The following is a 21,019-nucleotide window of genomic DNA, read 5'->3' on the forward strand; positions in this document are numbered from 1 at the left end:
TATAATAGAAAACGCTCCGATATTCGGAGCGTTTTTTTATTTATTATACTTTAAATTTTGGTAATTTAGTTGTTGTATTCATCCCGAGGATTCGGGACTCATAAAGCGAGTAAATAACAACCAATGAAATCATTCCTAGCTCAAGTAGCCTCAGAAATATATTCCAAACACAAAGAACAATTACCAAATCTTGCTATTATTCTTCCAAGTAAAAGAGCGGTAACTTTTTTAAAAAATGAACTTTTAAACCTTGTTGAAAAAACTACTATTGCTCCTAAAATTATAAGCATTGAAGAATTTATTCAGGAGTTAGCTAACTTGAAATTGGCATCCAATATTCAATTATCATTTGAGCTATATGAAGTCTATAAAAAAATAACTCCCGAAAACGAACAGGAAGACTTTTACGCGTTTACCTCTTGGTCTCAAACTATCTTACAAGATTTTAATGAGATTGATAGATATTTAATTGATACCGAAACATTCTTTTCTCATTTATTTAATATAAAAGAGCTAGACCAATTCCATTGGACCAATGCTGACGACAAGACCATTTTACAAAAAAAATATTTAAAATTCTGGGAAAAACTAAACGTCTATTATACTGTATATAACGAACACCTCCAAAAAAAAGGCATTGGATACCAAGGTATGATTTACCGTGAAGCGAATGATAATGTTGAATACTACATTCAAAACAATATAAACTCAACACATTTATTTATTGGTTTTAATGCGTTGAATAATGCTGAAAAAAATATAATTCAGGAGTTTCTCACCAATACAAATGCTGAAGTTTTTTGGGATATTGACCAAAAATTTATGGATAATAAAGACCATGATGCTGGTCTATTTTTAAGAAACTACAAAGCATCGTGGCCTTATTTTAAGAACAAGGAATTTAAAAATATAAGTAATCATTTTTCAGAAGAAAAAAACATTGAAATTATTGGGGTTCCAAAAAATATAGGGCAAGCAAAATATGTAGGAAAAATTTTAGGAAAATTACAAGGCTCCATAAAAAATACAGCCATTGTTTTAGGAAATGAAAATCTACTAGCTCCTATATTAAATAGCATCCCTTCAGAAATAAATAAAGCAAATATAACAAGTGGATTTCCATTAGATTTATCGCCTTTTGCCTCCTTCTTTGAAACATTATTTGAAATCTGGGAGAAAAATACAGATGGGGTTTGGTACTATCAAGATGTTATAAATATACTTTCGAACCCGATTAGCTATAGCATGACAACAGATACGGCTGAGGAAATCCAACAACTAATTGAAAAAATTAAGAATCAGAACCTCATCTATATCAAACAAAGTGAGTTAGAAACTATAAATAAAACAGGTGCTAAATTATTCATAAACAAAAAAGATACAACCATTTCTTCGGTTATTGATAATTGCTTAGCCATTATCCTATCATTAAAAAACACTTATACTTCGGAAGAACAGAAGAATCCTCTTTTTCTAGAATATCTATATCGCTTTTACGAGGTCTTTAATCAGCTTAAAACATTCAATGCGGAATACAATACAATTACAGGAATAAAAGCACTCAAGAAAATTTATAGTGAATTATTAGCAAGTGAAACTATCGATTTTAAAGGAGAACCTTTAGAAGGCTTACAAATAATGGGAATGCTAGAAAGTAGAAATTTAGATTTTGAAACCGTTATTATAACCTCCGTAAATGAAGGTATTTTACCAACTGGAAAAACTAACAATTCTTTTATTCCTTTCGATTTAAAAACGGTATTTGGTCTCCCCACATACAAAGAAAAGGATGCTATTTATTCCTATCACTTTTACAGATTATTACAACGAGCTAAAAATATTTATTTAGTGTATAATACTGAACCAGATGCTCTTGAAGGAGGGGAAAAAAGCAGACTCTTACAGCAATTAACTATGCTAAAAGAAGAAAAACATGCCATTACTGAAATTGTTGCGAGTCCAACTATAAAAAATAACACTCTTGAATTATCTACAATTACAAAAGACGAAAATGTAATCCATAGACTTAAAGAAATAGCTGCCAAAGGATTTTCACCAACATCGCTAAGTAATTATGTTCGTAACCCATTAGATTTTTACACACAATCTGTTCTTGGAATTAGAGAAACAGAAGAGGTTGAAGAAACTATTGCAGCAAACACATTAGGAACCATAGTACACGACACGCTAGAATCTTTTTACAAACCTTTAGAAGGAAAGTTTATTAGCATTGAGGACCTCAACAAAATGCGGAAAGAACTTAACAAAGAAGTAGCAAATCACTTTTCAAAATCGTATACAGAAACTACCGATTTAAGAGGGAAGAATCTGATTTCTTTTCATGTTGCGAAACGTTATATTCAAAACTTCTTAAATTTTGAAGAAAATAGATTAAAAAGCGGAAAGCAAATCAAAATTCTTCAAATTGAAAGTAATTTAAGAGCTTTGATTCCAATCCAAGCATTAGATTTCCCTGTTTACATTAGAGGTAAAGTAGACCGCGTTGAAGAAGTAGACGGCACTATAAATATTATAGATTATAAAACGGGCAAGGTAGAACAAAAAGATGTTAGCATTACAGATTGGGAGATTCTTACAGAAGATTATAAATACAGTAAAGCGTTTCAGATATTATGTTATGCCTACATGATCCAAAGCGAAACCATTTACAATGAATTTGAAGGAGGAATAATCTCATTTAAAAACATAAAAGGAGGACTTCTAAAATTCAATTTTAAATACGGCTCAAAGCATAATGAGAGACAATATAAAATTGATACTGAAATTCAATCAAAATACAAAGCAGAACTGGAAAAACTAATCCTTGATATATTTAACAAGGAAACTCCTTTCCAAGAAAAAGAAATAAAGACGCATGCATATTAAAAGAAATATAATTTTAGAAGGAAAACATACCAGACCTATCCTAACCGATGTTTACATAAAAGAAGAGTCTAAAAAAAGCCCCATTGTACTATTTTGCCACGGCTACAAAGGTTTTAAAGATTGGGGATATTGGGATTTGGTTGCTAGAGAATTTGCTTCGAATGGATACTGCTTTATTAAATTCAATTTTTCTCATAACGGAGGAACCATAGAACAACCTATTGATTTCCCAGACCTAGAAGCCTTTGCTCTAAATAATTTTAGTATTGAGCTTGATGATGTAAATTCCGTAATAAATTGGATTACAAATTCAGAAAATGAATTTTCTAAAACTATAGATACTTCTAATATTACTTTAATTGGTCATTCTCGTGGTGGCGGAATTGTTACCATAAAAGCTTCCGAAGATAAAAGAATTACCAAACTAATTACTTGGGCAAGTGTAAGCGATTTTAAGGCGCGTTTTGCGGATGAAAAGGCACGTGCATATTGGAAAAGCCAAGGGGTAATCCATGTAGAAAATAGCAGAACAAAACAGCAATTACCCCATTATTATCAATTCTACGAAGATTTTATTGAAAATGAAGAACGCTTCACTATAAAAACTTCAGCAGAAAAAATTGAAATCCCTTTTCTAATTATCCATGGAACAAACGATCCAACTGTCGATTTAAAAGAAGCAAAAGCATTGCATACATGGAATCCAAATAGCAAATTACTTGTTATTGAAGAAGCAGACCATGTTTTTGGTGGCAAACATCCTTGGGAAGAAAAAAAGCTTCCACAACACATGAAACAAGTTGTAGAAGCTTCTCTTAAATTTATTAAAAACTAAATTGCGCTGCTCTGAAAAGAAAGAGATTTGTATCTGACTTAAAATCTGTTTGCTGCAATTTATAGTAAAAAAATTTATTTTTTATCTGGACGCGTTGGTCTTACCTCTATTTTACTAGGCAATGTTCTTGGATTCATTTTTAATAAATCAAGCACAAGCTGCCCAATATCTTCTGGCTGAATTTTCCATGCATCGTCTTTAGAAGGCGTATGATCGTTAAAATGAGAAGCCACAGAACCAGGCATTATGGTAGATACTTTAATATCATATTGACGTAAGTCTAACATTGCAGCTTGCGTAAAACCAACAACTCCAAACTTTGTAGCATTATATCCTGCCGCTGTTGGAAAGAAATTAGTTCCTGCCAAACTTGCTAGCGTTATATAATATCCTTTAGATTGTTTTAAAGCAGCCACAGACGCTTTTAACGTATGGTAGACTCCATTCAAATTTGTATCAATCATTTGGTGCCATTTGTCATCTTCAAGCTCATCAATCGGAGCAAAATGTCCAACTCCAGCATTTGCTAATACCACATCTACTTGCCCCCACTTTTCTTCTATGCTTTTAATTGCATCCTTTTCATCTTGGAGTTTTGTTACATCAGAAGAGAGTCCGAGAACCAAATCTGCATCGTTACTCAAACTCTTTGCAGCTTTTTGAGCGTCTTCTAATTTACGTCCGCTAATTGCAACTTTCATTCCCGCCTCAAGCAAGCTCTCGGCTACTCCATATCCTATTCCTTTTGTACCGCCAGTTATATAGGCTACTTTTCCTTTTAAGTCCATTTATTTTAATTTTTACATAAAGATAAAAGCTTGCTTAGAGACTAAAAAACCAGTAGCGTTATTGTTTTCTTAAAAGGTGCTTATCCCTTCAAAAATTCTATATAACTTTTATGGCATGCCCCTTCGGGTCGGGCTTTCGCTACTCGCTTCCAAATATTTATTTGGAGAGCTCAAACATACCGCTCAATCCCTCATGCTATTTTAAATTAGAAATTGCTCGATACTCGTTGTCTTTTGCATTAACCGTGCTTAAAAAATCGAGCATTTCATTGGTTAGCAACAGCTGATTCTGTTTTTCCCAAAAATCGGGGTTATAAGGATACTTCAGCCTAAAAATATCTTTTTTAACCGAGGCGTTTTTTTGAGTATTTAATTCTTTAAAATTATCGTGGGTAGTAATAATATAGGTACAGTTATAAATATCTTTTTTTGCCGTTTTAATATTAACTACCGCTACTAAAACTTCAACTTTAGCATTTTTTAAAAAATACTTTCGGTTAGTAGCTTTTTCATAAAAGGCATTAACTTCCATATGGGTAGTTCTGTATTTATAGGGACCAGATTTTTCATAATCAACAGAATCTCTTCGAATAACTAAATGGTTTTCGAGAATTGCTTTGTTATTAGAATTAATTTTTAAATAGCCACTATTATTACTATGTATAGCATTTACAATAGAATCTTTTACGGTAAATTCCACCATATCAACTGTGTCATTTATTGCTCCAGATTTAACATCGTATTTATCATTTTCTAAGGGAGCATGTAAAATAAACCAGTTTAGAATCTTTGTAAAATCTCCCAACATAAACTCTACATTTTCTTCTTTCAAACCTGCTTTTCGCATATTTAAAAGCTCCACTTCATAGTTTTTTCTTGGCATTCGATGCTTTTGGGTAGCAAAAAGCTGCTTTCGTTTTAATTTACCTGTAAGGTCTTGCAATTTTAGAACCGTATCATTTTTCTTTAAAAAAGCACGTAATGTAAAACGCTCCTCATACGGAAAAAAGGGATAGTTATTCTCTATACTTTTAGCAAGCTGACTGTAAATATCATTCTTACCAGTTAGCACTACCGCATCTAAAACCACAGTTTCTTCAGCCAGAAATATTATTTTTTTATTTTGAAGCTCATTAAAAGTAGTTCTAATAGGTTTATATCCGAGGTATTTTATAAAAACAGAATCTCCACTAGACGTAAACATAAAAGAACCATCGGCATTGGAAGTAGTATAATTATAATGATTATACACATCTGCAAACTCAATTGGTGCTTTTGTAGTACTATCTAAAAGCACCGCTTGTAGTTGATTTTGACTGTATGTTATTTGTGTACAAAGTAAAAGGAAGAATAAAAATCGCATCCATTCTTAGTTTAGCATCACTAAAAATAACGAATTATATCTACGCTTAAAAAAATTATTTTTGCAAGTCCATTAATCGCGATACATATTTCCCTATAACATCAAATTCTAGGTTTACTTCGTCCCCTATTTTGTAGTTTTTAAAACGGGTATGCTCAAAAGTATATGGAATAATAGCAACGCTAAACTCATCTTTTTTAGAATCTACCACTGTTAAACTAGTTCCATCTATAGTAATGGAGCCTTTTTCTATAGTTACATTATTTTTAGAAGCATCATAAACAAAGGTAAATCGCCAACTTCCGTTTTCTTCAACAATTTTATCGCAAATTCCTGTTTGATCTACATGCCCCTGTACAATGTGCCCATCTAGGCGGGTTCCCATTTTCATGGCGCGTTCTAAATTTACTACATCTCCTGTAGTAAGTTTCCCTAAAGCGGTTTTATCTAGGGTCTCTTTAATTGCCGTTACCGTATACTCATCCCCATTAATAGCAACTACAGTAAGGCATACACCATTATGCGCAACACTTTGGTCTATCTTCAATTCGTTGGTTATCGAACTTTTTATTGTAATATGTAAATTATCAGCTTCTTTTACAATATTCGTTACCAATGCTAACTCTTCTATAATTCCCGTAAACATTTCTATATTTATTAATTAAATTTGCATGTATTCACTTTTAGTCGGATACCAATAAACAAACCTACTAAAGATAACAACAATCCGCAATAGGTCTTTTTATAAACTGAATTGTTACAAGCGCAAAGTAAACAATAGGAAGCCCTCTTAGAGGGATTTAACATAATCAAGGCAATTGCCTCTAAAAAAAAGAGATAAAAAAAGCATCGATTTTTAAAAGATAGCAGCTCCTTGCATAATTAATATAAGGTCTAAAAAACTAAATGTTTAATATCAATATATTCGCATGAAAACAGATAACAGCATAAGAGTGGGAATTTCCATTGGAGATTTAAATGGTATAGGTTGCGAGGTAATTCTTAAAACCTTCGAAGATAGCAGAATGTTGGAGTTTTGTACGCCTGTAATATTTGGATCCACCAAGGTTATAAACTATCAACGCAAAATGCTAAAAATGGAACTTGCTTATAATGGTGTGGATGCTGCAAATAAAGCTGTTGATGGAAAACTAAATGTGGTAAATGTATGGAAGGAAACTCCAAATATAGAACCAGGAAAGGAGACTGAAGAAGGCGGAAAATATGCTTTTTTATCATTAAAAGCAGCTGTTACCGCTTTAAAAAATGATGAAATTGATGTATTAGTTACTGCCCCAATTAATAAGCATAATATTCAATCGGAAGAATTTAATTTCCCTGGCCATACAGATTATTTAGCCAAAGAACTGGAAGGAGAGGCATTAATGTTTATGGTTACAAACGATTTAAAAGTTGGTTTATTAACCGACCATGTGCCCGTAAAAGACGTCAGTAAAAAAATAACAGCCAAATTAGTAGAAACTAAAGTCAATAAAATTTACAACTCTTTAATAGAAGATTTTAGGGTTAGGAAACCAAAAATTGCTGTATTGGGCATTAATCCACATACAGGAGATAATGGGGTTATAGGAAAAGAAGATGACGAAGTACTCCGTCCAATTATTACTAAAATAAACGATTCTGGAAAACTAGTGTATGGTCCCTATGCTGCCGATAGTTTTTTCGGTTCTGGAGCACATCATAATTTCGATGCTATTTTAGCATCTTATCACGACCAAGGTTTGATTCCTTTTAAAACACTTTCCTTCGGAAAAGGAGTAAATTATACGGCAGGGCTATCTAAAGTACGTACCTCTCCAGACCACGGAACGGCTTTTGAAATTGCTGGAAAGGGAGAAGCTAATCATAAATCATTTGAAGAAGCAGTATTTACTGCCCTTCAAATTTTCAAGAATAGAGAAGAATATAAAGAGCTGACAGAAAATCAGCTAAAAAAATTAAGCAAGAAAACACCTGAAAGAAACTAAACTAAGTCCAATGGTTCTTTTTAAGATTGGATTTCCTTTAAAAGACGAATTCAATCTTAAATATATATTCTTTGCAGGTACTTATAGATCTATTACATTTTTGTAGACATCTCTTTAAAACACTAGTGTTTTCTAGTGTTCTCAAAGTGAATTAACTACAAGGATGCGGGAAATGATAGTTATAAACAAAAAAAAGTTAATAACATTATTATCATAAATAAAAATTTATATCTTTGCACCCGCCTTATACTTGAGGTATAGGCAATTAAAACTGATGTTTAAAATGAAGAAGTTCAAGGAGTTTGACATCCAATTTGTAGGATTAAAACAAGGAAAACACCAGTTCGACTTTGAAATAAAGCAAAAGTTCTTTGATGCTTTTGAGTTTGAAGAGTTTAACGATGCCAATGTGCATGTTGATCTTACTTTGGATAAAAAAAGCACTATGTTGGAGTTAACCTTTGAATGTGAAGGATTTGTAAATGTTTATTGCGATTTATCCAATGAGCCTTACGATCAAGAAATCAAAAGTAAACTTCATCTATTAGTTAAGTTTGGTGATGAGTATAACGATGAGAACGAAGAAGTTCTAATTATACCACATAGCGAATATCAAATAAATGTAGCACAATATATTTATGAGATGATCGTACTTTCGGTTCCTAACAAAAGGATTCATCCGGGAGTAAAAGATGGAACTTTATCGACAGAAATTTTAGAGAAACTGGAAGCGTTTCAACCAAAAGAAGAAAAAGAAAATAAAGACGGAGAAACAGATCCTCGATGGGATCAATTGAAAAAACTATTAACGGATAAATAAGATTTAAAATGGCACATCCTAAAAGAAGACAGTCTAGCACAAGAAGAGATAAAAGAAGAACGCATTACAAAGCTACGACTCCTCAAATCGCTACAGACCCAACAACGGGTGAAGCGCATGTGTATCACAGAGCTCACTGGCATGAAGGCAAACTTTATTACAGAGGACAAGTTCTTATCGATAACACAACTGAAGAAGTAGCGTAATGCTAAAAAATTTAGTTAAAAGTTAAAACTCTCACATGAAGTGAGAGTTTTTTTATTCAAAATTTTTCTATAAGTCAAAAACACCCTATTTTGCACCGCTATTCGAAGGAAAATTAGTAAATTCGATTAATTTCCGTCGAATTTTGCCGTTTTTGACAAAAAACTAAGCGAATTATGAATAGACTTAAGGCAGCTATTACAGCTGTAGGAGCATATGTGCCCGAATATGTATTAACCAACCAAATATTGGAAACTATGGTTGATACAAATGATGAATGGATAACTTCTAGAACTGGAATTAAGCAGAGGCATATATTAAAAGAAGAAGGAAAGGGTACTTCGTACCTTGCAATTAAAGCAGCAGAAGACCTCCTTCAAAAAAGTGGTGCCAATCCAGAAGAGATTGACATGGTTATTGTCGGAACGGCAACCCCAGACCAACCCGTAGCAGCAACCGCTGCTTATGTAGCTTCTCAAATAGGAGCTGTAAATGCATTTTCCTACGATTTACAAGCAGCATGTTCCAGCTTTTTATTCGGAATGTCTACCGCTGCTAGTTATATAGAATCTGGACGTTACAAGAAAGTATTACTTATAGGAGCCGATAAAATGTCTTCTATATTAGATTATACCGATAGAACTACCTGTATAATCTTTGGAGATGGAGCTGGAGCCGCTCTTTTTGAACCTAATGAAGAAGGATTAGGATTACAAGATGAGTATTTAAGAAGTGATGGAATTGGAAGAGACTTTCTGAAAATTGAAGCAGGAGGTTCTATTTTACCAGCTTCCGAAGAAACTGTGAAAAATAAACAACATTTTGTATATCAAGATGGTAAAACTGTATTTAAATTTGCTGTTTCAAATATGGCAGATGTTACAGAAAAAATAATGACACGTAATAATCTTACTAAAGAGGACGTTCAATGGCTAGTACCGCATCAAGCTAATAAACGTATTATAGATGCTACTGCTAATCGTGCAGAATTAGATCCATCTAAAGTAATGGTTAATATTCAGAAATACGGTAATACAACTTCGGCAACACTGCCTTTGTTACTTAACGATTATGAAAAGCAACTCAAAAAGGGCGACAATTTAATATTTGCTGCTTTTGGAGGTGGATTTACCTGGGGTTCCATTTATTTAAAATGGGCATATAACGCAAAACAATAGAACTCAAAACTAACAAAACTAAATCATGGATTTAAAAGAGATTCAAAATTTGATCAAATTCGTGGCAAAATCTGGTGCAAGCGAAGTAAAGCTTGAAATGGAGGATGTAAAGATTACTATTAAAACAGGGTCTGAAGACAAAAATGGTGAAACTACTACTTTTGTTCAACAAATCCCTATGAATCAACCAATGCCTCAACAAGGCATTGCTCCTCAACCAGTTGCTGCTCCTGCAGAAACCGAAGCTTCTTCACCAGCTACTAAAGAAGACGACAGTAAATACATTACAATTAAATCGCCAATTATTGGTACATTCTACAGAAGACCTTCTCCAGACAAGCCTAATTTTGCTGAAGTTGGAGATACTATCGCTAAAGGTGATGTACTTTGTATTATTGAAGCGATGAAACTTTTCAATGAAATTGAATCAGAAGTTTCTGGTAAAATTGTAAAAGTATTGGCTGATGAATCTTCTCCTGTTGAATTCGATCAGCCATTATTTTTGGTAGACCCATCATAAGAAATTTGAAAGGATGAATTACTAATGATGAATTTAGAAATCATCATTTAAAAGGATTTAAAATTTAGAATTTAAAATTTCAGAGATGTTTAAAAAAATATTGATCGCAAATAGAGGAGAAATAGCACTTCGTGTTATTAGAACCTGCAAAGAGATGGGCATCAAAACAGTGGCTGTATACTCAAAAGCAGACGAAGAAAGTTTGCATGTACGTTTTGCCGACGAAGCTGTTTGCATTGGTCCAGCACCAAGCAAGGATTCTTATCTTAAAATATCAAGCATTATTGCTGCTGCAGAAATTACAAATGCAGATGCTATCCACCCAGGGTATGGGTTTCTTTCTGAAAATGCTAATTTTTCAAGAATTTGTAAGGAACATGGTATCAAATTTATTGGTGCAGGTCCAGAAATGATTGAAAAAATGGGAGATAAAGCGAGTGCTAAATCTACCATGAAAGCTGCAAAAGTACCTACCGTTCCTGGTTCTGATGGTCTTTTAGAATCTTTAGACCAAACCAAAAAGCTAGCTAAAGAAATGGGATATCCTGTTATGCTAAAAGCTACTGCCGGAGGTGGAGGAAAAGGAATGCGTGCCGTTTGGAAAGAAGAAGATTTACAAAAAGCATACGAAAGTGCTAAACAAGAAGCTGCAGCTTCTTTTGGTAACGATGGTATGTATATGGAAAAACTTATCGAAGAACCTCGACATATAGAAATCCAGGTAGTAGGAGACCAATTCGGAAAAGCATGCCATCTTTCAGAAAGAGATTGCTCAGTACAAAGACGTCATCAAAAACTTACCGAAGAAACTCCTTCTCCATTTATGACCGATGAACTTCGAGATAAAATGGGAAAAGCCGCTGTAAAAGCAGCCGAGTTTATTAAATATGAAGGAGCTGGTACTGTTGAGTTTCTAGTTGATAAGCACCGTAATTTCTATTTTATGGAAATGAATACGCGGATTCAAGTAGAACACCCAATTACAGAACAGGTAATTGATTACGACTTAATCCGTGAACAAATTTTAGTTGCCGCTGGAGTGCCAATTTCTGGTAAAAACTACACTCCAAAACTACACTCTATTGAATGTAGAATTAACGCGGAAGACCCGTATAACGACTTTAGACCTTCTCCAGGAAAAATTACAACTTTACATGCCCCTGGAGGACACGGAGTACGTTTAGACACCCATGTGTATAGCGGCTATATTATCCCTCCAAACTATGACTCTATGATTGCTAAGTTGATTACAACTGCGCAAACAAGAGAAGAAGCTATCAATAAAATGAAGCGTGCTTTGGACGAGTTTGTAATTGAAGGTGTAAAAACTACGATTCCATTTCATAGACAGTTAATGGACGAACCAGATTATATTTCTGGTAACTACACAACTAAGTTTATGGAGACTTTTAAAATGAACCCTCCAGTAGAAGAATAAATCTTCTAGTGTTTTTAAAATATAAACCCGTATCATTTTATACATTTGATACGGGTTTTTTAATTTATTGACGTCGTTTATGAAGGTTTTTCGTTTTCTTTTTAAGGTTTTGCTGTGGTTTATTGGGATTTCTGTTATTTGGGTGTTAATCTATAAATGGGTTCCCGTTCCTGTTACTCCTTTAATGGCAATACGGACTATTCAGCAAAATAATATGCAAGAAACAATCATTTGGAAACACAACTGGGTTTCTATTGATAAAATTTCAAAAAACCTTCAATTGGCAGTTATTTGTAGTGAAGACCAAAAGTTTGAAAAACACAATGGTTTTGATGTGAAAGCAATTGAAAAAGTAATTAAAAACTCATCAGAAGGGAAAAAGCTTAGAGGCGCAAGCACTATAAGTCAGCAAACAGCAAAAAATGTTTTTTTATGGCCTGGAAGAAGCTGGATTAGAAAAGGCTTTGAGGTCTACTTTACTTTTTTAATTGAACAATTATGGAGCAAAGAACGCATTATAGAAATCTATTTAAACAGCATTGAAATGGGAAATGGAATCTACGGAGCGGAAGCAGCTTCTAAATTTTGGTTTCATAAAAAAGCATCCCAATTATCTAAACAAGAAGCCGCAGCAATAGCAGCAATATTACCAAATCCATTGGTTTTAAAAGCTTCTCCAGCATCAAGCTATATTCAGAATAGGAAAAATTGGATTCTAAGGCAGATGAATTTTTACGGTTCCTTCAATTTAAAAAATCCGAAATAATTAATCCATACTTCTCTCTTTTAAAAACTCTTGTCGTACAATTTTTGCAGTTTTATGTTCGCCCGTATGACTCCATCCAGGAGGCATTACTATATAAGCCAGTTTGTTTTTAATGCCAGGAGCATGATATACATCTTTGCAAAGGGCAAAAATTTCACCAAAATAAACATCTATAAAATTTCCAGAATTCATTTTCCGGGTAATCCCGTATTCTATTTTTAAGTTCTTTTCTTCATTTTGAAAGGTTCCAAAAACTTTGTCCCATATATTCAAGAGATTACAAAAATTGGTGTCCATATATAAGGGATTCTTAGCATGATGTACTCTATGATGGGAAGGAGTTAAAATAATTTTATTCAAAAAACCTAGCCTCCCATCTTTAATTAAATTCTCTCCAACATGAATAAATGCTCCATAAGTGCCATCTATAAACATAATAATAAATAGCATTTCTGGTTTGATTCCCGCCAAAATACATACGGTAGTCCGGATTGCATCTGCATAAGGAGCTTCTAAGAAAAAATGTGCATGAGTAACGGAAAGATTCATGTCTTCGGGAGCATGATGTGTAGAATGCAAACACCAAAATAAACGAACTTTATGTCCCCAATAATGATAAAGAAAATGAGCAAACTCCCACACAACATATCCATATAGAAACCAATACCATTTTAGAGATGTTTGTATAGGTGCGTATGGCTCTAATACGCCAATAAGAAAAGTTGTAACTGCAATAGCAATAAACCTACCGATAAAACGATTTAGGACATAAGTCAAAAATGTAATTTTATAAACTTTAGTTTGTGGCTTTTTATAGATTAAACCCAATATAAATTCCAAAAGAATTAATAATGGAATAATAGGAAATATTAAAGCTGTAATCCCTTCATATGTTCTAAGAGCTTCATAATTACCGCTTTGCAAAATATCCCAAGCCTGAGATATCCCTAAAAAATTTATTATTTCTTCAATAAAAGTGTTAAATACATCCATTTTCAACTAGATTAAGAGTCAAAATTTATAATTATTGAAAAATAGTAAAAAATAATCTATATTTCAATAATTAATTACATAAAGCTTGGCTTTGTTAAATAATTGCTTTCAATAACTTATATTTACTTTTAAGTGAAAGGGATTATCTTAGCTTTTTCAGTTTGAGAAAAAATAATACTTTTCAAATATGTACTCCTAAACAACGGCGAAATAAAATTTAATCAAAATAGATTATGACGAAAACTAAATTGCTTTTCATTTTTATAATTACCTTATTATTTAATGCTTGTAAAGGCGATAAAACTAAAAAAGAAACTGTTCAAAATACTGCTCCAATTCCTGTTTTGAATCTTGAGGAGGCTAACCGACTTGCATCCTTACCACTTGAATGTATGCAAATAGAATTTCCTAACAAACTCAACCAAACCCTTCAAGATAGCTCTCAATTAGCAGCACCAAAAAAACTACACCCAGCTTTTTATGGATGTTTCGACTGGCATTCTTCTGTACATGGACATTGGTCTTTAGTTTCACTTTTAAAGCAGTTTCCTTCTTTAAATCATTCAGAAATCATCAGAAAAAAATTAAAAGAGAACATCTCAAAAGAAAATATAGAAGCTGAACTTGCTTATTTTAAAATGAAAGGCAACACCTCTTTCGAAAGAACGTACGGTTGGGCTTGGATCCTAAAATTAGCTGAGGAATTACATACTTGGGACGATCCGCTAGGTAAAGAACTAGAAAAAAATTTAGCGCCATTAACCAATTATATTGCAACTTCATATATTGAATTTCTTCCTAAATTGAATTATCCTATTCGTGTTGGGGAACATACAAATACTGCCTTCGGACTTTCCTTAGCTTGGGATTACGCTTCTACACTTCAAAACAATGAATTACAGACAAGCATAACAGAAACCGTAAACAGATTTTATAAAAGCGATACAAATTGCCCTTTGAGTTGGGAACCAAGCGGATTTGATTTCCTTTCTCCTTGTTTAGAAGAAGCAAACCTTGTAAGAAAAGTATATGCTAAAGAGGATTTTAAAGTTTGGTTAAATAATTTCTTACCTCAATTAACACATTCAGATTTTGAATTAGCTCCAGGAAAAGTGGGCGACAGAGAGGATGGTAAATTAGTTCATTTAGATGGTTTAAATTTTAGTCGCGCATGGTGTTTATATGGCATCGCACAAACACTTCCAGAATATAATCATTTAAAAAATATTGCCAATCAACATATTAATTATTCACTACCAAATATTGTAGACAACAATTACAGTGGCACACATTGGCTAGGAACTTTTGCCTTGTATTCTTTAAACCATGTACCCAAATAAATGTTTAAAAAAGTAGGACCAGGAGTTTTAGTTGCAGCGGCTTTTATTGGGCCGGGAACAGTTACTACCTGTATGTTAACAGGAAATTCTTTTGGATTTTCACTGTTATGGGCAATGTTATTTTCTATAATAGCTACTATTTTTTTACAAGAAATGGCAGCACGTATTGGGATTATAACCCAAAAAGGCTTAGGAGATGTAGTTGCAACCGAAATATACAAACCTTGGTTACGATGGCTTGTTATAACCCTAATTTTAGGAGCAATTGTTATTGGAAACACCGCTTATGAAGGCGGAAATATTGGCGGAGCAACCCTTGGCCTCCAAGCACTATTTGGAACCGAACACTCTTATTTATACCCACTAATTATTGGTAGTTTGGCATTTATATTTTTATACATCGGGAAATATAAAACAATAGAAAAAATTCTTGTTGCTCTAGTAATACTAATGAGTATCTCTTTTATACTCACTGCCATTGTAACCAAACCAAATATTATAGAGATTCTTAAAGGTCTTTTTATACCTACAGCACCAAAAAATAGCCTTCTAAGCATAATAGCCTTAGTTGGAACTACAATTGTACCCTATAATTTATTTCTGCACGCTTCTTTAGTAAGCAAAAAATGGAATAAAACTACAGATTTAAAATATGCACAAAGAGACACTATTCTATCCATTTCCTTAGGCGGACTAGTATCCATAGCTATAATGATTACAGCAGCAAAAACTCAAAGCTTAGAAATAAAAAATGTGCTCGACCTCGCAATTGGACTAGAACCGATTTACGGAAATAGCGCCAAATATTTTATGGGAATAGGACTCTTTGCAGCCGGATTAACCTCTGCCATTACCGCCCCACTAGCTGCCGCATTTGTTGCCAATAGTTGCTTTGGATGGGGTTCTAATATGCAAAACAAACGCTTCAAAGCAGTTTGGATGTTTATAATTATTCTTGGCGTTATTTTAATGTCCTTTGGAATAAAGCCTATTGAAGTTATAAAACTGGCGCAAATAGCAAATGGTATTTTACTCCCTATTATAACCATTTTTTTACTTTGGGCAGTAAACAGAACTTCCATTTTAAAAACATATAAGAATACTTTAATTCAGAATATTATAGGAATCATTATTGTGGTATTAACATTAGGACTTGGAATAATGAGCGTTTTAAAAGTGTTTGGAATACAAGTTTTTGCATAAATTTGAAATGATGAAAACTACAAAAGAACTTTTAATAAGTAAATGCCAAGAGCTTTTAAACCAACGGCTATATCAAGTACAAAAAGCAATTGCCACAATTGAAGAATCTTTTGCTTCTGAAACAAAAAGTAGTGCAGGAGATAAACATGAAACTGGCCGTGCAATGCTTCAATTAGAAAGAGAAAAAGCCGGAAATCGACTTCGGGAAATTGAAAATATGCTGCATGCTTTTTCTAGAATTAACTATGATAAGTCTTCTGAAGAAAAAAATCAAAAAGTCAAAGTAGGTAGTCTTATAAAAACCAACCTTGCTTCTTATTTTATAGCTGTTTCCTTAGGACAACTTACCGTTCAAAATGAGGACATTTATTGCATCTCAGCGCAATCTCCTATTGGACAACTATTATTAGGAAAAACAATTAACGATGACGTTTCTTTTCAATCATCAAAAATAAAAATTCTAGAAATTCATTAATTCGTTATTTATCTTCTTATTACCCGTAAGGGATCCCTTTTAACTTAGATTTCCACTTTAAAAAACTACCTCGAAGTAAGCCTACGAGGTATTTTAAGGAAACTAATTTAATCCTTTTCGACGTAGAACCCTTCGATATACTCAGAACAGGCTCTAGGGAATAAAACCCTCAATGAGGGATTTAAAAAATTAACAGCTTCCTACGCAACCTTTCTTACATTCTTGCTTCTTATAAATATAAAAAACTTAAAAGCATATATTTTAAATGAAAACAAGAAAACTAATTGCAGCTTCTTTAGTTGTAGCACTTACAGGATTATTTATTAGCTGTTCTGACGACGACACAACTAGCTGTGTACCAGATTATACAGGAGCACTTTCTGAACAAGAATCAGGATTTGCTGGAACTTGGAAGCTTACAGCAATTGAATCTAGTAAGGAACTTGATTTAACAGATGATGACGAAGACAATCCAACTACCGATATTTTTATACAACAAACAGATTGTCAAAACGACATCTCATACACATACGGAACCGATAGAAGTTATATTTATGAAGTAGGAGAAAATGCCGAAGATTGTACCAATGCAAGGTCTGGAACTGGTACCTGGAAATTAGGTGGAAACTCTTTAGGTGTTATTTCTGCTTGTTATGAAGATATTCAGAACTTAGAATTTAATACTGAAAGAAATGAATACAAAATTCAAAACACAGGAACCGGTACAGATGTAAACGGGAAATCTTTCCAAATAATTGTTACTTACACTTTTACAAAAGAACTGGCAGATGTAGAGCCTGCTGACTAAAAATAAAGTTTTAGGTTAAAAAGCTGATATATTAATGAAAGTTAATTATCAGCTTTTTTTATGAAAAATCTTAACTGCCTTGTAGGGGAAATAATAATTATATATTTTTATCTATCAAAAATCAACCTGATGAAAAAAATATTAATCCTTTCTAGTTTACTTATCACTTTCTTACTTTTTCCGAATAAAATCCATGCACAATTTTGGAAAAAAATCCAAGACAAGGTAGAAAAAAAGGCAGAAGATGTTACCGATGATATTTTAAATGGAAGTGATAAAAGCACACAAGAAGAAGCGGAAAAAAAGGATGAAATTCCTTACGTAGAAAAAACCTTTTCTTATGTTCCTGGAAAAAACACCTACTTTGAGGATGAGTTTGAAAATGATGATTTCGGAGCTATGCCTACTTATTGGAAAACAAATGGCGTAGGTTCTATAGTTGAAATTTCTGGAATCCCAGGGAAATGGTTAGAGTTAGGACAAAGATCAAGTTTTAAGCTAGATACATTACTGTCAATGCCAGAGAATTTCACCCTTGAATTTGATATCCTAACCCGAAGTGATAAAGCAGAAGACTTAGGGGCTATGAATTTTGGATTCAGCAAAGACAACAGTGTCCGTTCTTGGATTTCTGATGCCTATAACGATAACTCCATTACCTCTACTGAACTACATTTCTGGAATAAAGATGTGACTCACAGTAGCAGTGCTACAGATAACAGAAGCACCTTAGATTTTCCACTAGATGCATACGGAAATACCGTTATACATATCTCTATTGCAGTAAATAATGAGCAAATGAGACTGTACTTAGACAAGTCAAAATTACTAGATGCGAAAATGTTTTTAAACAATCCGAATAAGTATTTTTATATCAGTGCTCCAATATCTTACGACCATGGTGCACAAATTTATATTGGAAACATAAAAATTGCTAAAAACTAAGCCTTTATAGAAAGCATTACTTCTTGGTTCTCATGGAGATTAGAGTTGTGATTAAAAAAAATTGGTTTTCTATTTCTAACACTTTCAATTAAATAATGAGTTCCTTGAAAGTAGCTTTTTTTTACTTTAACTTTTAAAGACGAAGAGGAAACTACTTCCAATTGATGTGGGTATAACAATACTTTTTTAGTTGAAGAATTATCAGGATACAATAAGCTCTTAGGCAATTCATTTACCTCCCCAAAAAGTGAAGCTACGTATTTATTTTTTGGCGTTTCAAATAGTGTTTTAGGATTATCAAAAGCTATTGCCTTCCCCTCTTTTAAAACCATTGTTATATCTGCATAAGCGAGACTGTCCGTATTGTCGTGCGTTGCAGTAATACATGCAATATTTTCTTGTTTTAAATAGCTAAAAATATCGCGTCTTAAAGCATTTTTTTTAAAGTTATCAATATTACTAAAAGGCTCGTCCAGTAAAAGTAATTCTGGCTCTCTTGCCAAAGCTTTTGCTAAAGCTACTCTTTGTTGTTGTCCACCACTTAATTCGGTTGGTTTAATTTTGGCATAGGCTGTCATTCCTACAAGCTCAAGCAATTCTGCAACTCTTTTTTTCTTTTTTCGAGGATAAAAATTAGATAGGAATTTTCCGATATTTTCTTCTACCGTAATAAAAGGCATTAAATCGTAATCCTGAGCAACATATTTTATAAAAGGTTCCCCAGGAACTATGTTATAATTTGGTCCAAGCATGGGTTTTTTATCCCAAAAAAGTTTTCCTTTTTTTAAATCGTATAATCCATAAATAATTTTTAAAAGGGTACTTTTTCCTGAACCACTTTCTCCAATTATAGAGAGGTGTTCTCCTTTATCTAAATCAAAATTAATATTTTTTAAAATAGAGGCTTCCTCATATTCAAAAGAGACCTTTTTTACTTCGAGCATGCTAATTAGGTTTTAGCAAATATAAGAAGTTGAAATAGTATCGAGATGACAACTCATGTAATTATTGAAGAAATAAAAAGTAATAAAATAGATTTTAGCTCTGCTACAAATTAATACTTTTGCAAAAACAATTAATAGATGCTTTCTATAGAAGTAAAATCATTTTCAGCAATTACTAAAGAAGAATTATACGAAATGCTTCAATTACGGAGTGAAGTATTTGTTGTAGAGCAAGATTGCGTATATCAAGATATTGATTACAAAGACCAAAAAGCCTTACATGTTTTAGGGAAAAAAGAGGGGAAACTGGTTGCTTATACCCGTATTTTCAACTCTGGAGATTACTTTGACAACCCAAGTATAGGAAGAGTTATTGTTAAAATGGAGGAACGTAAGTTTGGTTATGGTCATACTATTATGAAAGCTTCTATCGAAGCTATTTATGAACGTTTTGAAAAACAAGACATAGAAATTTCCGCCCAATGCTATTTAAGAAAATTCTACAATTCGCATGGGTTTACTCAAACAAGTGAAGAATATTTAGAGGATGGGATTCCACATATAAAAATGATTAAGAATTAATCTTAATCATTTTTTTATCCATATTTAAATCGTCAAGCATAGTGTTGGTAAACTTATAATGTCCTTTAGTACTAATAATTTTAAATCGGTACGACTTCATCTTACTCAACACATCTAAAAACATCCATTTAGACTTTAATAAGTGTGGTTTTTCTGACTTAACACTAATTTCAAAGAAATGTTTGATTCCTTTTTTGTCTGCAACAATATCTGGAGTAATTATAACATCACTCCCCTTTTTAACAAACGATTTTGGCGTTTCATACCCATCTAAATCGGCTTTAATATTATCAAACCCACGGTTCTCTAAATAATTAACTGATCTGTTTAAAAATTCTGTATAATTTAATTTATCTGTTGCTATCATATATACAGTATACAAATAATAATGTAATTATCCAATTATCAGACAGTTAAATAATGTTAATCTTAGGTTTAGCTATGTTATATTTCTTAAATTTGAAAGTAATGGGTTATATATCTCGTAGAGAAAAATCAACAAATTATGATTTCACAAATTAAAACATTCGAAAGTAATGTGCTTGCTTTTGAAGTCTTTGAGGGCTTTACTAAAGCGGATGAAAAAATATGTCAAAAATTATTTGAAGAGAAGCTAAAGCATGGTTTCGAAAAGGTGAATATCTTGATTAAGTTGGATGAAATTAAAATTTCTAAAAGTAGCACCAAAGCATTTTTTGAAGATATTTTATGGTCTCTTCGGCATTATAAAAAGCTAGGGCATCTAGCAATTGTTGCACATTCTAATATAGTTAAAGTGCTAGTTCCAATAGATAATTTATTTTTTGAACGCGCCAGTAAAGGACGTTATGAAAGGTACTTTGACGCTTCTCAAATGGAGGAAGCTATGATGTTTGTAAATTCAACGGTATAGATTCCCCCGTACCTACATTAATCAATTTTTAAAAAGCATATTCTGAAGGGG

Annotated in this window: 22 protein-coding genes; 16 read left to right on the plus strand and 6 right to left on the minus strand. The window is 32.8% G+C overall.

Annotated features, from left to right (window positions below; translation table 11 throughout):
• The first annotated feature begins 123 nt into the window (after positions 1-123).
• Entirely contained in the window at positions 124-2,886 is a 2,763-nt protein-coding gene (locus JOOMADRAFT_RS03140; protein ID WP_008611276.1) for a PD-(D/E)XK nuclease family protein, read from the plus strand.
• On the plus strand, positions 2,876-3,721 hold the full coding sequence (locus tag JOOMADRAFT_RS03145; protein ID WP_008611278.1) for an alpha/beta hydrolase family protein: 846 nt from the start codon (positions 2,876-2,878) through the stop codon (positions 3,719-3,721). The genes JOOMADRAFT_RS03140 and JOOMADRAFT_RS03145 overlap by 11 nt, the downstream gene beginning before the upstream one ends.
• Before the next feature lie 74 nt (positions 3,722-3,795).
• Here JOOMADRAFT_RS03145 and JOOMADRAFT_RS03150 read toward each other — a convergent pair whose 3' ends face one another.
• The 3 genes from JOOMADRAFT_RS03150 to JOOMADRAFT_RS03160 form a co-directional block, all read right to left on the minus strand.
• Positions 3,796-4,509 carry an SDR family oxidoreductase gene (locus JOOMADRAFT_RS03150; protein WP_008611279.1) on the minus strand — a complete coding sequence of 238 codons (714 nt, stop codon included), beginning with the start codon at positions 4,507-4,509 and terminating at the stop codon, positions 3,796-3,798.
• 196 nt (positions 4,510-4,705) lie between these two features.
• Positions 4,706-5,872 (minus strand): hypothetical protein, encoded by a 1,167-nt coding sequence (locus JOOMADRAFT_RS03155; RefSeq protein ID WP_008611280.1) that lies wholly within the window; start codon positions 5,870-5,872, stop codon positions 4,706-4,708.
• A 55-nt stretch (positions 5,873-5,927) separates the two neighbouring features.
• The gene (locus JOOMADRAFT_RS03160; protein ID WP_008611281.1) at positions 5,928-6,518 is read right to left on the minus strand and encodes a riboflavin synthase; all 591 of its coding nucleotides are present in this window, start codon (positions 6,516-6,518) and stop codon (positions 5,928-5,930) included.
• Between the two features lie 283 nt (positions 6,519-6,801).
• Here JOOMADRAFT_RS03160 and pdxA point away from each other — a divergent pair, with 283 nt between their 5' ends.
• From pdxA to mtgA, 7 genes are all read left to right on the plus strand, one after another.
• The gene (pdxA, locus tag JOOMADRAFT_RS03165; RefSeq protein ID WP_008611282.1) at positions 6,802-7,860 is read left to right on the plus strand and encodes a 4-hydroxythreonine-4-phosphate dehydrogenase PdxA; all 1,059 of its coding nucleotides are present in this window, start codon (positions 6,802-6,804) and stop codon (positions 7,858-7,860) included.
• 283 nt (positions 7,861-8,143) lie between these two features.
• Entirely contained in the window at positions 8,144-8,680 is a 537-nt protein-coding gene (locus JOOMADRAFT_RS03170) for a YceD family protein (protein ID WP_008611283.1), read from the plus strand.
• An 8-nt stretch (positions 8,681-8,688) separates the two neighbouring features.
• Positions 8,689-8,886: a 50S ribosomal protein L32 gene (gene rpmF, locus JOOMADRAFT_RS03175; protein ID WP_008611284.1), complete on the plus strand. Its 198-nt coding sequence runs from the start codon at positions 8,689-8,691 to the stop codon at positions 8,884-8,886.
• 174 nt (positions 8,887-9,060) lie between these two features.
• Positions 9,061-10,062 carry a beta-ketoacyl-ACP synthase III gene (locus JOOMADRAFT_RS03180; protein ID WP_008611285.1) on the plus strand — a complete coding sequence of 334 codons (1,002 nt, stop codon included), beginning with the start codon at positions 9,061-9,063 and terminating at the stop codon, positions 10,060-10,062.
• Positions 10,063-10,087: 25 nt separating this feature from the next.
• The gene (gene accB, locus JOOMADRAFT_RS03185) at positions 10,088-10,582 is read left to right on the plus strand and encodes an acetyl-CoA carboxylase biotin carboxyl carrier protein (RefSeq protein WP_008611286.1); all 495 of its coding nucleotides are present in this window, start codon (positions 10,088-10,090) and stop codon (positions 10,580-10,582) included.
• Between the two features lie 85 nt (positions 10,583-10,667).
• A complete protein-coding gene (accC, locus tag JOOMADRAFT_RS03190) occupies positions 10,668-12,020 on the plus strand; it encodes an acetyl-CoA carboxylase biotin carboxylase subunit (protein WP_008611287.1) in 1,353 nt (450 codons plus the stop codon).
• A gap of 79 nt (positions 12,021-12,099) precedes the next feature.
• Positions 12,100-12,786, plus strand: a complete 687-nt coding sequence (mtgA, locus tag JOOMADRAFT_RS03195; protein ID WP_008611289.1) for a monofunctional biosynthetic peptidoglycan transglycosylase — start codon at positions 12,100-12,102, stop codon at positions 12,784-12,786.
• Here mtgA and JOOMADRAFT_RS03200 read toward each other — a convergent pair whose 3' ends face one another.
• Complete coding sequence (locus JOOMADRAFT_RS03200; RefSeq protein ID WP_008611290.1) at positions 12,787-13,779, minus strand: sterol desaturase family protein; 993 nt, start codon at positions 13,777-13,779, stop codon at positions 12,787-12,789.
• A 233-nt stretch (positions 13,780-14,012) separates the two neighbouring features.
• Between JOOMADRAFT_RS03200 and JOOMADRAFT_RS03205 the strand changes: the two genes are divergently transcribed.
• The 5 genes from JOOMADRAFT_RS03205 (at position 14,013) to JOOMADRAFT_RS03225 (ending at position 18,550) form a co-directional block, all read left to right on the plus strand.
• Complete coding sequence (locus tag JOOMADRAFT_RS03205) at positions 14,013-15,119, plus strand: DUF2891 domain-containing protein (protein WP_008611292.1); 1,107 nt, start codon at positions 14,013-14,015, stop codon at positions 15,117-15,119.
• Positions 15,120-16,322, plus strand: a complete 1,203-nt coding sequence (locus tag JOOMADRAFT_RS03210) for an Nramp family divalent metal transporter (RefSeq protein ID WP_008611293.1) — start codon at positions 15,120-15,122, stop codon at positions 16,320-16,322.
• 10 nt (positions 16,323-16,332) lie between these two features.
• On the plus strand, positions 16,333-16,797 hold the full coding sequence (locus tag JOOMADRAFT_RS03215) for a GreA/GreB family elongation factor (protein WP_040879496.1): 465 nt from the start codon (positions 16,333-16,335) through the stop codon (positions 16,795-16,797).
• 265 nt (positions 16,798-17,062) lie between these two features.
• On the plus strand, positions 17,063-17,605 hold the full coding sequence (locus tag JOOMADRAFT_RS03220; RefSeq protein ID WP_008611297.1) for a DUF5004 domain-containing protein: 543 nt from the start codon (positions 17,063-17,065) through the stop codon (positions 17,603-17,605).
• 129 nt (positions 17,606-17,734) lie between these two features.
• Complete coding sequence (locus JOOMADRAFT_RS03225) at positions 17,735-18,550, plus strand: hypothetical protein (protein ID WP_008611298.1); 816 nt, start codon at positions 17,735-17,737, stop codon at positions 18,548-18,550.
• On the opposite strand, the gene JOOMADRAFT_RS03230 is transcribed toward JOOMADRAFT_RS03225, so the two are convergent.
• Positions 18,547-19,494 carry an ABC transporter ATP-binding protein gene (locus JOOMADRAFT_RS03230; protein WP_008611299.1) on the minus strand — a complete coding sequence of 316 codons (948 nt, stop codon included), beginning with the start codon at positions 19,492-19,494 and terminating at the stop codon, positions 18,547-18,549. The two genes, JOOMADRAFT_RS03225 and JOOMADRAFT_RS03230, sit on opposite strands and share 4 nt — an antisense overlap.
• A 138-nt stretch (positions 19,495-19,632) precedes the next feature.
• Here JOOMADRAFT_RS03230 and JOOMADRAFT_RS03235 point away from each other — a divergent pair, with 138 nt between their 5' ends.
• Entirely contained in the window at positions 19,633-20,076 is a 444-nt protein-coding gene (locus tag JOOMADRAFT_RS03235; RefSeq protein WP_008611300.1) for a GNAT family N-acetyltransferase, read from the plus strand.
• On the opposite strand, the gene JOOMADRAFT_RS03240 is transcribed toward JOOMADRAFT_RS03235, so the two are convergent.
• Positions 20,066-20,443, minus strand: coding sequence for a hypothetical protein (locus JOOMADRAFT_RS03240; RefSeq protein WP_008611301.1), 378 nt, complete (start codon positions 20,441-20,443; stop codon positions 20,066-20,068). The genes JOOMADRAFT_RS03235 and JOOMADRAFT_RS03240 overlap by 11 nt on opposite strands.
• Before the next feature lie 138 nt (positions 20,444-20,581).
• Between JOOMADRAFT_RS03240 and JOOMADRAFT_RS03245 the strand changes: the two genes are divergently transcribed.
• Positions 20,582-20,968: a SpoIIAA family protein gene (locus JOOMADRAFT_RS03245; RefSeq protein WP_008611303.1), complete on the plus strand. Its 387-nt coding sequence runs from the start codon at positions 20,582-20,584 to the stop codon at positions 20,966-20,968.
• Positions 20,969-21,019: the final 51 nt, after the last annotated feature.

The organism is Galbibacter orientalis DSM 19592 (assembly GCF_000260115.1).
Lineage (GTDB): Bacteria > Bacteroidota > Bacteroidia > Flavobacteriales > Flavobacteriaceae > Galbibacter > Galbibacter orientalis.